We start from the raw sequence: 12,680 nt of genomic DNA on the forward strand, positions 1-12,680 counted from the left end.
TTTTAATAATTCACAACAGCAAGACACTGTCAAAGCAGTGCAACATGTAAAAATCAAAGACCAACCGCAACCAGAGCAAATCAATGGACGCAGAACAATACAAGAACCATATAAATAGCATTCTTGAGAAATTGAAAGTCTCCGAAGCAACACCAATTCAATATGCAGCTCACTACACTGGAGCATTAACACCAAAACTCTTACTGGCCAAGCACGAAGATAACAAGATGCGGCAGTTTGACGGCGACTATATGAACGACCCAGAGGAGGGACGATACCTAGTAGATGTGATGATTGCAGCTGCACAAGCATGTGACCATCAATTCAAGGGGGACTTTGTAGAGCGTCTGACAAAACTTCGTGAGTCAAGATTATTGTATTCAGCCTATCGTAAGGCGACATTTCTGTCCTGTTGGACAATCAAAGAGATCAAAGCAGGATCAGAGGACTCAAGCGATTCACTCAATCACTGGCGTTTTTATGGTCATGATGGCCAAGGTTCATGCCTTATGGTTCCGCTGACCAGCTTAATTAATACATTTCCAAACCAGCTATTTAAAGTAGTTTATGGCACTGAAGCAAGAGGCGGTGGAGCTAACGCTGCTGAACGTCCTATCCAGCAAGTAAAAACAAATCTCACCAGTCGACTGAATGCGCTACGAAGAACTCGCTCCAACGCCATGCAAGACCTTGAGGAAGTAATACAAGCAACACACCCACTACTCTTCCTATTCAAGTCCTCAGAGTACGCAGCAGAAAAGGAGGTAAGATCAATAGTACATAAGGATAGCTACGCCAAGAGTTCGGGAGTCAACTTTGACGAAAGAACACCACAACGAGCATACATAGATGGCGAACAAGGACTTATTTCAAACAACTCCATCTTGTATTTCGGCCCCAAAGCTGACCACAAGTATGCTATCGAGGTTATGGGGCTTGCTGCAAATCTCAACCTTGATATCCGAGTTTTCGTTAGCTCAATGCCATATCGTTGATCATGGCACTTTACTTAGCAAGTAGGGTGGACAACGCGAAGCTTGTCCACCACCTCCTCGTCGCGCTGACCTTTCAGTCCTACACCAATTGCCCCGTTCAGAAGGCCGAACGGAATCGTTGCGTAGGGATGGTCTGAAAAAGACTTCCCGAATCTGTTGAAATACGCTGATCCCGCCAGCCGAGTTTTTCCATGAAGCAGATGACCTTCGCCGACGCCGAGTACGCAGGTAAGCGCAAGCAGACCCGCAACACCAATAATCGACGACCCCGGCACGTCGGCAACGGAGTCGCTACAATGGCGCCCCGTTTTCCAACCCGCATGAGTGACCGATGAGCCGCCCCGCATTCGACCCCGCCACCTACGACGCCCAACTCGCCGAGAAGAAGGCCCGCCTGGTCGAACTGCTGGCGCCCTTCGCCGCGCCAGAGCCCGAGGTGTTCGACTCGCCGCGCGAGCACTACCGCATGCGCGCCGAGTTCCGCCTGTGGCGTGAAGACGGTCAGCGTCACTACGCGATGTTCGCCCCTGGCGACAAACACACGCCCATCCTGCTCGACGACTTCCCCATTGCCAGCCTGCGCATCAACGACCTGATGCCGCGCCTGCGCGCCGCCTGGCAGGCCAGCGAGGCGCTGTCGTTCAAGCTGTTCCAGGTCGAGTTCCTCACCACCCTGGCTGGCGATGCGCTGATCACCCTGGCCTACCATCGCCCGCTGGACGCAGCCTGGCAGGCCGAGGCAGAAAAACTGGCGGCCACGCTTAACGTCAGCCTGGTCGGCCGCTCCCGTGGCCAGCGCCTGGTGATCGGCCGCGACTATGTGGAAGAAGAACTGACCGTGGCCGGGCGCAGCTTCCGCTACCAGCAGCCCGAAGGCGCCTTCACCCAACCCAACGGCAAGGTCTGCGAGAAGATGCTCGGCTGGGCCTATGACGTGCTCGGCCAGCGCAGCGACGACCTGCTGGAGCTATACTGCGGCAACGGCAACTTCACCCTGCCGCTGGCCACCCGCGTTCGTAAGGCGCTGGCCACCGAGATCAGCAAGACCTCGGTAAACGCCGCCCTGGCCAACCTGGCTGACAATGCGGTGGATAACGTCGAACTGGTGCGCCTGTCCGCCGAAGAGCTGACTCAGGCGCTCAACGAGGTGCGCCCTTTCCGCCGCCTGGCAGGCGTCGACCTGAAGAGCTACGACTTCGGCAGCGTCTTCGTCGACCCGCCGCGCGCCGGCATGGATCCAGACACCTGCGAGCTGACCCGGCGCTTCGAACGCATCCTGTACATTTCCTGCAACCCGCAGACCCTGGCCGCCAACATCGCCCAGCTCAATGACACCCACAAGGTGACGCGCTGCGCGCTGTTCGACCAATTCCCCTACACCCACCACATGGAAGCGGGTGTGCTGCTGGAAAGGCGCTAAGCCTGAGTGCAACCGAGCCCCGGCAGTAGGGTGGACAACGCTTGTTTGTCCACCTGCGTGCAGGCCCAGGCGCCAATCAGCGCTCGCGCTGAATCCCCCGCAAGGCCCACCAGGCCACCACCGCCGACACGCCCTCGAATAACAGGGCACCCAGGTTGAAGGTCTGCTGCGCGCCGCCATCGAGGCACAGCCCGGCGATACGCGCCAGGGCCAGCGCGGCGTAGAGCACAACCAGCAGCATCAAGGCCGGGCGCAGCAGATCCAGGCGTGTCAGCGCCATCGTCAGGTAGGCGGCCAGGCCCAGTTGCAGGCCGCCGTAATAGGCACGCACTTCTGTCACTGCGGCATTGCCCATCAGCAACGCACCGCTGAAGCTGGCCATTTCCTCGGGGCGAATGAAATACGCCAGCCCCAAGCCGGTGAGCGCGACGAGCTGGATGATCAGTACGATTCGGGCGAACAACATCGGCAGACTCCTGATCGTTGAAGGCAGCCAGCAGCATAGGCGCCACCCGTCGCGACGCCTAGTCGCAATGGCTTGGGTGGTCGGCAATGGCGGGCTATTCTTGGCCCTCACCTTCAGGAGCCTCCTCATGCGCCGTACGCTTCTTGCCTTATGCCTGTTCACCGGTCTGGCTCAGGCCGCCGAGCCATTGACCATCGACGTACACCGTGACGCCAACTGCGGCTGCTGCACCGCCTGGATCGAGCACCTACAAGCCAATGGTTTCGTGGTCAACGACCATGTGGAAAACGACATGAGCGCGGTCAAGCAGCGCCTCGGCGTGCCGCCGCGTCTCGCCTCGTGTCACACCGGCGTGATCGACGGCAAGTTCGTCGAAGGCCATGTACCTGCCGCCGATATCCTCAAGCTGCGCCAACGCCCGGATCTGCTCGGCGCCGCCGTGCCCGGCATGCCCATGGGCTCGCCCGGCATGGAATACGGCGACCGCGTAGACGCCTATCAGGTCATCGGCCTTGATAGCGAGCGCCAGGACGTCGTGCTCAGCGACTATCCGGCCAACTGAGCACGCGCCTGAGCCTGCGCGGCAGGCTCAGGCCTGTGCAGGCGTCAGGTTGGTGATCCGACGCACCGGCAACAGCACCAGCAAGAGCAACGCCGCCGCGACGAACACTAGGGCGAACCAGCCGTACAGTTCCAACGGCTGCCAGCCACCGTCGAGCATCAGCCCAGCCACGGTCGGCGACAGAATCGCCCCGCCACGGCCGATACCGATGGCCCAACCCACGCCAGTGGCCCGAATCGACGCGCCATAAAGCAGCGGCGACAACGCATACAGCCCGGCCACGCAGCCGTTGGAAAACAGCCCGATCAGCAGCCCCATGCCCAGCGCCGCCAGGTAGGACGAGCCGATAGTGGTGAACACCAGCAGCATCACCGCCGTGATCAGCATGAAAGCGGCCAGCACCCGTGGCAGGGCGAAACGTGCCGAGAGCAGCCCCAGCAGCGTGGCGCCGAAGATGCCGCCGACACTCAGCAGCACCCCGCCGGTAACGCCCTGCTGCACCGAAAGCCCGGACGAGGTCAGCAACTTGGGCGTCCAGCTCATGATGAAGTAGAAGCCGAACATCACCAGGAAGAACAGCAGCCAGATCAGCAGCGTGCTGCGCAGCAAAGTCGGCTCGAACAGCCGCAGTACGGGATTGCTGCTACCCGCAACCTGCACGGGACGCACAGGCAAGGCGCTCAGCCTCGGCTGCTGCAGGCGCACCGCCAGATCATTGACCCGCTGCAAGGCATTGCGCGGCTGCTTGCTGAGCAGAAAATCCAGCGATTCCGGCAGCCACAGCAGCACCAGGCCGATGGCGGCGAAGGTGATCAGCCCACCGGTGAGGAACACCGAGCGCCAGCCCCAGTGCGATAGCAGCCAGACCGCCAGCAGCCCCCCCAGCGTCGCCCCCAGCGCATAGCCGGTGGACTGCAGGCTGACGGCCAGGCCGCGCCAGCGCGCGTTGGCATATTCACTGGCAATCACGTTGCTGCTGGCGAGGATGCCACCGATGCCCAGGCCGGTCAGGCCGCGCAGCAGCGCCAATTGCATAGGCGACTGACTCAGCGACGACAACACCATCCCCGTACCGGACAGCACCAGGCACAACAGGATCAGCGGGCGGCGGCCAATGCGGTCGGCCCAGGGCGCCAGCAGCAGAGAACCCAGCGCCATGCCGAGCAAGCCAGCGCTGAGCAACATGCCCAGTTCGGCACCGCTCAGCGACCATTCAGACGTCACGGACGACGCGGTAAAGGCCATCACCAGCACATCGAAGCCATCAATCATGTTGAGCACCACGCACACGGCGATGGCCACCCACTGGAAGCCGCGCATCGGTTCCTGATCGACTATCTGGCGCAGATCGCTCATTGCCCACCCTCCTTGCCGACAACCGGCTGCGACAACCTCTGAACGAAGATGGAAGAAGAGCGACGACAGACGGCCGCCAACCGGTAGCAAAGATGATTCATCGCAGCAAACCCTTAATTGTTATTGTCGGGGGACAACCAAGGGGCACGCTCGCAGAGCGGAGTGCAAAGCACAATTCGTCGCTACGCCAGCGGCGCTATGTCGACTCACCTGTGCATCCACGAAAGGTGCGGAGAATCTGGCCTCCAGCGCTTTTTCAGGGCATCAAGATTGTGTGCGCTGATCGAACGCCGCCAGCGCTGGCAGGGCACGAGCTAAACCCGCTCGCCCCTGTTGGCGGGTGCACCCGCCCTACGCTTGAAAAGGCGCTACCGATTCGAAGCGATCAGCAGCGCTGGCGGCGTACCGTTGGCCTGATGCTCAAGGCGCCGACCGCTATGTTCTGCCGTGCTGAACAGGCTAACCCCGTAGGGCGGGTGCAACCCGCCAGCCCCTGTTGGCGGGTTACACCCGCCCTACGCCAGGCAAAGCCTCGTAGCCCGAAGATCGCGTCAGCCCAGACGCTTCAACAACTGCGCGCAATCCACGGCATGCAGGTCGGTCAGCTCCGACCAGGGGTTGTCCGGCAGATTGACCAGTACGCTGCGCGCCCCGGCAGCCTGGGCGCACTCCAGATCGAAGCGGTAGTCACCGACCATCAGCAACTCGCTCGGCGCCACCTGCCAGCGCTCGGCCAGGTGCAGCAAACCACCCGGATGGGGTTTGGGCGGGGCCTCGTCGCGGCCAAGAATGTCGTCCACGACAAAGCAGTCATCCAGGCCGATGGCCTGCAGGGTCAGCAGCGCCAGCTCATGAGCGTTGCGAGTCAGGATGCCGAGGCGGCAGCCGCGCTCACGCAGGCTGCGCACCAGCTCGATGGCGCCCGGCGCCGGCTGCGAGGCCACGGCCAGCTCACGTTCGTGCTCCAGCAGCCAGGCGTGTTTGGCGGCTGCCACCTCGGCCGGCAGCGCGGCGAGGTGGTGGAGGATGTCATCTTCCTGCGGGATGCCCAGCTCCCGCTTGATCGCCGGAAAATCATGCACGGCCAGGGTCAGGGTGCCGTCCATGTCGAACACCCAGTGGCGAACATCGCCGAGGCTCATTTCCAGTCCTCACGCACGCGGGTCAGCCCTTCCTGCGCCACCGAGGCCACCAGTTCGCCCTGGCGGTTGAAGATACTGGCGCGCGAGAAGCCACGGGCATTGCCGGCCCAGGGGCTGTCCATGGCGTACAGCAGCCAGTCATCCATACGCAGGTTGCGATGCACCCACAGCGAGTGGTCGAGGCTGGCCACCTGCATGAACTTCTGAAACACCGACACGCCATGCGGCAGCATCGAGGTGGTGAGCAGGTTGAAGTCACTGGCGTAGGCCAGCAGGTACTTGTGTAGTTGCGGATCGTCAGGCAGCTCGCCCGCGGCGCGGAACCACACATACTTCACCGGCTCGGCCGGCTTGGGGTCGAACGGATTGACCGAAGTGACCGGGCGAATCTCGATGGGCTTGTCGCTGATCGCTCGATCACGCAAGCGCTCCGGGATCATCGGCGCCACCAGGTGCGCCAGTTCGGTTTCCGACTTGAGGTTCTCAGGGCCGATCACCTCGGGCATGGCGCACTGGTGATGGAAGCCCTCTTCGTCGTACTGGAACGATGCGCTGCAGAAGAAAATCGGATGGCCCTTCTGCACCGCCGTGACACGGCGCGTACTGAAGCTGCCACCGTCACGGGTGCGGTCGACCTGATAGACCACCGGCAGGCTGGCATCACCGGGGCGCAGAAAATAGCCGTGCATGGAATGCACATGGCGCGCTTCCTCGACCGTCTGACTCGCAGCAGAAATGCATTGGCCCAGCACCTGGCCGCCGAACAGTTGGCGAAAGCCCAATTCCTGGCTGCGACCACGGAACAGATTTTCCTCGATCTGCTCCAGGCTAAGCAGCGCGACCAGATCGTCGAGTACCTGGGTCATGGCGTCTCTCCTCGTACGGGATGTGGTGTTGGCAAAGGGGCAAATGGTAAAGAATTTGCGGTCGTCTGTCGGCAGGCGCAGGTAATAAGCGGCCGACATGCGGCGATCATCGTCGCGCCCGCCATTGCTCACGAGCAATGCGATAGAGCAGGTGCGGTTGCAGCGGATGGCCGCTCGGCAGTTTCGGATGCAGGAAATCGCCCCCCTCATCACGCCGCATGCCGATGCGGCGCATCACCGCCTGCGACGGCAAATTGGCCGCGACGGTAAAACTCACCACCTCATCCAGCCCGAGAAGCTCGAAGGCCACGGCCAGTGCCGCGCGTGCTGCTTCGCTGGCAAAGCCCTGACGCCAATGCCCGCGAGCCAGGCGCCAGCCGATTTCCACGGCGGGCACGAAGGGCGCCTCGAAGCCGACCTGCGCCAACCCGGCAACACCGATCAGCTCACCCGTGTCGCGCCGCTCCAGTGCCCAGAAGCCAAAGCCGTGCTCGGTAAAATGCTCACGCAGACGCACCAGCATCTGCGCACTCTGCTCGTCGTCCAGCGGTGCCGGAAAATGGCGCATCACCTCAGCATCGGCATTAAGCGCGCTCAGCGCGGGCAGGTCGCTGTCACGCCAGGCGCGTAACAACAGGCGCTCACTGCAGGTTTCGATCAAAGGCATGGCGATTGACTCATCAGATTGCGACCATAGGCCGCCGCTTCAACAGAGTTAAAGTGTATGCGCTTACCGCTGGTCTACCACGAGGATTACAGCCCGCCCTTCCCGGCTGGGCATCGCTTCCCCATGGAGAAGTTCCGTCTGCTGCGCGATCACCTGATCGATAGCGGCCTGACCACGGATGCCGAGCTGCAACGCCCAGAGCTATGCCCGGCGCAGGTGCTGGCTCTGGTGCATTGCCCGGACTACATCGCCCGCTACATGGCGGGCGAACTGTCCCATGAAGATCAACGCCGCCTCGGCCTGCCCTGGAGCGAAGCCCTGGCCCGGCGTACCGTACGTGCCGTGGGCGGTTCGCTGCTGACCGCCGAACTGGCGCTGCGTCATGGCCTGGCCTGCCACCTGGCCGGTGGCACCCACCACGCGCACTACGACTTTCCCTCCGGCTTCTGCATCTTCAACGACCTGGCGGTGATCGCCCGTTACCTGCTCGAAGCAGGCCGCGTGCATCGCGTGCTGATCTTCGACTGCGACGTACACCAGGGCGACGGCACTGCGCGGCTACTGGAAGACGAACCGGACGCCATCACCGTATCGCTGCACTGCGAACAGAACTTCCCCGCACGCAAGGCGCAAAGCGACTGGGACATTCCCCTGCCACGCGGCATGGGCGACGCCGATTATCTGAAGGTGGTGGACGACACGCTGAACTACCTGCTGCCGATCTACCAGCCGGATCTGGTGCTCTACGACGCCGGCGTCGACGTGCACCAGGACGACGCCCTGGGTTACCTGCAACTCACCGACACCGGCCTGGCTGCCCGCGACGAAGCCGTCTTGCAGCACTGCCTGGGCCGCGACATTCCGGTGCTGGGCGTGATTGGCGGCGGCTACGCCAAAGACCACACCGCCCTCGCCCGCCGCCACGGCATCCTGCATCACAGCGCGGCGAAGGTGTGGGCGGCGCGGGGCTTGGGCTAAGCGCGCTGCCGATGGCGGGTTACTTACACCCGCCCTACGGGCTTGCTCAAGACGTAGGGCGGGTGCAACCCGCCAATTCACCGGAGGCGGGTTGCACCCGCCCTACGACAGAGCGTTGATCAGCCTGCTTGCACCTTGTCCAACGCCTGCTCCAGGGTGGCCACGGTGCGTTCGATATTCCCCAGCTTGTCCAACCCGAACAGGCCTAAGCGGAAGGTCTGGAAGTCCGCTGGCTCGTCACATTGCAGCGGCACGCCGGCGGCGATCTGCAGGCCGATGGCGGCGAACTTGGCGCCGGTCTTGATCTGCGCGTCGTCGGTGTAGCAAACCACCACCCCCGGTGCCTCGAAGCCCTTGGCCGCCACACTCTTGAAGCCGCGCGCGGCCAGCAGGGCACGCACCCGGTCACCCAGTTCCTGCTGTTGCTCACGCACTTTGGCAAAACCGAGGGCCTTGGCCTCCAGCATGGCGTCGCGGAAACGCGCCAGGGCATCGCTGGGCATGGTGGCGTGATAGGCGTGGCCGCCCTGCTCGTAGGCCTGCATGATCTGCAGCCACTTCTTCAGGTCGCAGGCGAAGCTGGTGCTCTGAGTGGTCTCGACGCGCGCCTGGGCCGCCGCGCTCAGCATCACCAGCGCGCAGCAGGGCGAAGCGCTCCAGCCCTTCTGTGGGGCGCTGATCAGCACATCGATGCCACAGGCCTGCATGTCCACCCAGAGGGTGCCGGAGGCGATGCAATCGAGCACGAACAGGCCGCCGACGGCGTGCACCGCGTCGCTCACCGCGCGCAGGTAGTCGTCCGGCAGGATCATGCCCGACGAAGTTTCCACATGCGGGGCGAACACCACCTGCGGTTTCTCGGCGGCAATGGTCGCTAGCACCTCGTCCAGCGGCGCCGGGGCGAAGGCCGCTTGCGGGCCTTCGGCGATCGGGTGCGCCTTGAGCACCCGCGCTTCGGCTGGAATGCGCCCCATGTCGAAGATCTGCGTCCAGCGGTAGCTGAACCAGCCGTTGCGGATCACCAGGCACTTCTGCTCGGTCGCCAACTGCCGTGCCACCGCTTCCATGCCATAGGTGCCGCTACCCGGCACCACCGCCACGGCATGGGCGTTGTAGACCTGTTTCAGGGTGGCGGAGATATCGCGCATCACACCTTGGAAGGACTGCGACATATGGTTCAGCGAGCGGTCGGTGTAGACCACCGAATATTCGATCAGGCCATCGGGATCGATGTCGGGGCAGATCTGGGACATGGCAGGCTCCAGCCGAAAAAGGTTCGCACAGAACCTGCCCCAACCCTCGGCAAATAACAAGGCCGCGAGGCACTCGGGTAGAATGCGCAGCCGTTCCTCTACCGTCCTGCCGCCATGACCACACGCACGTCACCCAACGCTCATCACGTCGCCATCATCGGCGGCGGCCCTGCCGGGCTGATGGCCGCCGAAGTGCTGGCGCAAGACGGCGTGCGCGTGGAGTTGTTCGACGCTATGCCCTCGGTGGGGCGCAAGTTCCTGCTGGCCGGTGTCGGCGGTATGAACATCACCCATTCAGAACCCAAGGACGCATTCATAAGCCGCTACGGTGAACGCCAGGCCGAGGTCGCGGCGCTGCTGCGCGAGTTCGACGCCGACGCCCTGCGCGCCTGGATTCACGGCCTGGGCATCGACACCTTCGTCGGCACCTCTGGCCGCGTATTCCCCACCGACATGAAGGCCGCGCCATTGCTGCGCGCCTGGCTGCGGCGCCTGCGCGAGCTGGGGGTGACGATCCATACCCGTAGCCGCTGGCTGGGCTGGAATGTCGATGGCAGCCTGCGTATCGCCAGCGCGGACGGCGAGCGTGCCGTAGCCGCCGATGCCTGCCTGCTAGCGCTAGGCGGCGGCAGTTGGGCGCGGCTGGGCTCCGACGGCGCCTGGGTGCCGCTGTTGCAGGCACGCGGCATCGAAGTGGAGGCATTAAAGCCGAGCAACTGCGGTTTCGAGGTGGCTGGCTGGAGCGAGTACCTGCGCGAAAAATTCGCTGGGGCGCCGCTGAAGAACGTCGCCCTCAGCCTGCCCGGCCAGGCCGCGCGCGTCGGTGAGTTCGTGCTGACTGCAAGCGGTATCGAAGGCAGCCTGGTGTACGCCTTTTCCGCCGATATCCGCCGCGCCATCGAGATCGACGGCCACGCCGTGATTCATCTGGATCTGCTACCACAGATGCCGCTGGCCAAACTGCAGCAAGCGCTGAATAAGCCGCGCGGCAAGCACTCGATGGCCAAGCACCTGCATCGCCAGGCCGGTCTAGACGGGGTGAAGGCCGCCCTGCTGCGCGAACTGGCGCCCGCCGACGCCTTCACTGAGCCGGCGGCGCTGGCACTCTGGATCAAGGCGCTGCCGATTACCCTGCTGCGTACCCGACCACTGGACGAAGCCATCAGCAGCGCTGGGGGCGTACCCTTCACTGCGCTGGATGCCGACCTGATGCTCAAGGCTCTGCCCGGCGTGTTCTGCGCAGGTGAAATGCTCGACTGGGAAGCACCGACCGGCGGCTACCTGCTCACCGCCTGCTTCGCCAGCGGGCGGGTAGCGGCGCAAGGCGTGCTGCACTGGCTAAAGCCGTAGGGTGAGTCGGGCGGCGCTCCGCTTCAGCCCACCAGGGCTGACCGCTGTTGGTGGGCTGAAGCCCACCCTACGGACTGGCCGGGCTACGCTTGAAAAAGCACTGAAAGCGCTGTGATGCCTTACAGCATGCAGCTATGCTCAATTTTAGTGTTTTTCCACACAGGTGATAGCACGCCGTGATCCCTCTGCTGGTCTGCGACGACTCCAACATGGCGCGCAAGCAACTGATTCGCGCGCTGCCTGCCGAATGGCCGGTGACCCTTAGCCAGGCGAGCAATGGCGAAGAAGCCTTGGCGCTGATTCGCCAGGGCCAAGGCCAGGTTATGCTGCTCGACCTGACCATGCCGGTGCTCGATGGCTACCAGACCCTGGCTGCACTCAAGGCCGAAGGGCTCAGCACGCAGGTCATCGTGGTTTCCGGTGACGTGCAGGACGAAGCCGTGCGCCGCGTGCGCGAGCTGGGCGCCCTGGCCTTCATCAAGAAACCGGCCGACCCCGAGATCCTGCGCCAGGCCCTGATCGAGCTGGGGCTGTTCAACCCGCAGGGCAGCCCGGTAGCGCAAGCTCAGGCGGCGGCGCTGTCGGAGCTGAAAGTGAGCTTCCGCGACGCCCTGCGCGAGGTCACCAACGTCGCCATGGGCCGCGCCGCCGCGCTGCTGGCCAAGGTGCTCGGCGTATTCGTACAGCTCCCCGTACCGCAGGTGAACATCTTCGAGGTCAGCGAACTGCACATGACCCTGGTAGATGCTCAGCGCGGCGAGCGCTTCAGTGCGATTTGCCAGGGCTTTATCGGCGAGGCCATCGCCGGTGAGGCATTGCTGCTGTTCCATGATTCGGAGGTCTCGGACATGGCCCGGCTGCTCGGCTGGCAGCCGAAGAACGAGGCCGAAACCTCGGAAATGCTGCTGGATCTGGCCAGCATCCTGACCGGCGCCTGCCTGGCCGGTATCGCCGAACAGCTCGATCTGCGCTTCTCTCAGGGCCATCCGCAACTGCTCGGCCAGCATGCCAGCCTCGACCAGCTTATCCAGATCAACGCCCAGCGCTGGCGCAAGACCCTGGCCGTGGAAATCAGCTACAGCCTGGAGGGCCACGCCATCCATTTCGACCTGCTGCTGTTGTTCACCGAAGACTCGATCAAACGCCTGACCGGCAAGATCGGCTACCTGATGGAGTAATAAGGCGATGCCCGCGCAGATCGATATTAAGGAAGTTCACTGGCTACTCGACATCGTGCAATGCATCGACGTCGGCGTGGTGGTGCTCGACCGCCAGTACCACGTCGAAGTGTGGAACGCCTTCATGGAAAACCACTCGGGCCTGGGCCCGGATCAGGTACAGGGGCGTTCGCTGTTCGAGCTGTTCCCCGAATTGGATCGCCCTTGGCTGGAGCGCAAGGTGGAAAGCGTGGTGCAACTGGGCACCCGCGCCTTCAGCCTGTGGCAGCAGCGCCCGTATCTGATGCGTTTCAAGAGTTACCAGCCAATCACCGGCCAGGCCGATTTCATGTACCAGAACGTCACCCTGCTGCCGCTGGCCGGCCAGCCGGTGGAACACGTGTGCCTGGTGATTTACGACATGACCGACGCTGCCGTGGCAGCGCAGGCGCACGGCTGATCGCTGGC

General features: G+C 63.1%; 13 protein-coding genes. 7 read left to right on the forward strand and 6 right to left on the reverse strand.

Annotation, left to right across the window (positions count from 1 at the left end):
* Window positions 1–83: 83 nt before the first annotated feature.
* Window positions 84–995 (forward strand): hypothetical protein, encoded by a 912-nt coding sequence (locus AERO9A_RS19430; RefSeq protein WP_159973548.1) that lies wholly within the window; start codon window positions 84–86, stop codon window positions 993–995.
* Between the two features lie 331 nt (window positions 996–1,326).
* Window positions 1,327–2,415 carry a tRNA (uridine(54)-C5)-methyltransferase TrmA gene (trmA, locus tag AERO9A_RS19435; protein ID WP_159973549.1) on the forward strand — a complete coding sequence of 363 codons (1,089 nt, stop codon included), beginning with the start codon at window positions 1,327–1,329 and terminating at the stop codon, window positions 2,413–2,415.
* Window positions 2,416–2,491: 76 nt separating this feature from the next.
* Here trmA and AERO9A_RS19440 read toward each other — a convergent pair whose 3' ends face one another.
* Window positions 2,492–2,881, reverse strand: a complete 390-nt coding sequence (locus tag AERO9A_RS19440; protein WP_159973550.1) for a DUF4345 domain-containing protein — start codon at window positions 2,879–2,881, stop codon at window positions 2,492–2,494.
* 127 nt (window positions 2,882–3,008) lie between these two features.
* On the opposite strand from AERO9A_RS19440, the gene AERO9A_RS19445 reads away from it, so the two are divergent.
* The gene (locus tag AERO9A_RS19445; RefSeq protein WP_159973551.1) at window positions 3,009–3,443 is read left to right on the forward strand and encodes a DUF411 domain-containing protein; all 435 of its coding nucleotides are present in this window, start codon (window positions 3,009–3,011) and stop codon (window positions 3,441–3,443) included.
* 27 nt (window positions 3,444–3,470) lie between these two features.
* On the opposite strand, the gene AERO9A_RS19450 is transcribed toward AERO9A_RS19445, so the two are convergent.
* From AERO9A_RS19450 to AERO9A_RS19465, 4 genes are all read right to left on the reverse strand, one after another.
* The gene (locus tag AERO9A_RS19450; RefSeq protein ID WP_159973552.1) at window positions 3,471–4,799 is read right to left on the reverse strand and encodes an MFS transporter; all 1,329 of its coding nucleotides are present in this window, start codon (window positions 4,797–4,799) and stop codon (window positions 3,471–3,473) included.
* Window positions 4,800–5,350: 551 nt separating this feature from the next.
* Window positions 5,351–5,941, reverse strand: a complete 591-nt coding sequence (locus tag AERO9A_RS19455; protein ID WP_159973553.1) for an HAD family hydrolase — start codon at window positions 5,939–5,941, stop codon at window positions 5,351–5,353.
* Window positions 5,938–6,807: an acyl-CoA thioesterase II gene (tesB, locus tag AERO9A_RS19460; protein ID WP_159973554.1), complete on the reverse strand. Its 870-nt coding sequence runs from the start codon at window positions 6,805–6,807 to the stop codon at window positions 5,938–5,940. The genes AERO9A_RS19455 and tesB overlap by 4 nt, the downstream gene beginning before the upstream one ends.
* 106 nt (window positions 6,808–6,913) lie before the next feature.
* Window positions 6,914–7,474 (reverse strand): GNAT family N-acetyltransferase, encoded by a 561-nt coding sequence (locus tag AERO9A_RS19465; RefSeq protein WP_159973555.1) that lies wholly within the window; start codon window positions 7,472–7,474, stop codon window positions 6,914–6,916.
* Window positions 7,475–7,531: 57 nt separating this feature from the next.
* On the opposite strand from AERO9A_RS19465, the gene AERO9A_RS19470 reads away from it, so the two are divergent.
* Window positions 7,532–8,452: a histone deacetylase gene (locus AERO9A_RS19470; protein ID WP_159973556.1), complete on the forward strand. Its 921-nt coding sequence runs from the start codon at window positions 7,532–7,534 to the stop codon at window positions 8,450–8,452.
* Window positions 8,453–8,571: 119 nt separating this feature from the next.
* Here AERO9A_RS19470 and AERO9A_RS19475 read toward each other — a convergent pair whose 3' ends face one another.
* On the reverse strand, window positions 8,572–9,705 hold the full coding sequence (locus AERO9A_RS19475; RefSeq protein WP_159973557.1) for an aminotransferase class V-fold PLP-dependent enzyme: 1,134 nt from the start codon (window positions 9,703–9,705) through the stop codon (window positions 8,572–8,574).
* Window positions 9,706–9,819: 114 nt separating this feature from the next.
* On the opposite strand from AERO9A_RS19475, the gene AERO9A_RS19480 reads away from it, so the two are divergent.
* From AERO9A_RS19480 to AERO9A_RS19490, 3 genes are all read left to right on the forward strand, one after another.
* Entirely contained in the window at window positions 9,820–11,055 is a 1,236-nt protein-coding gene (locus tag AERO9A_RS19480) for a TIGR03862 family flavoprotein (protein WP_159973558.1), read from the forward strand.
* Between the two features lie 176 nt (window positions 11,056–11,231).
* A complete protein-coding gene (locus AERO9A_RS19485; protein ID WP_159973559.1) occupies window positions 11,232–12,233 on the forward strand; it encodes a response regulator in 1,002 nt (333 codons plus the stop codon).
* 7 nt (window positions 12,234–12,240) lie between these two features.
* The gene (locus tag AERO9A_RS19490) at window positions 12,241–12,672 is read left to right on the forward strand and encodes a PAS domain-containing protein (RefSeq protein ID WP_159973560.1); all 432 of its coding nucleotides are present in this window, start codon (window positions 12,241–12,243) and stop codon (window positions 12,670–12,672) included.
* Window positions 12,673–12,680 lie beyond the last annotated feature (8 nt).

It is taken from the genome of Pseudomonas sp. 8Z (assembly GCF_902506535.1).
Lineage (GTDB): Bacteria > Pseudomonadota > Gammaproteobacteria > Pseudomonadales > Pseudomonadaceae > Aquipseudomonas.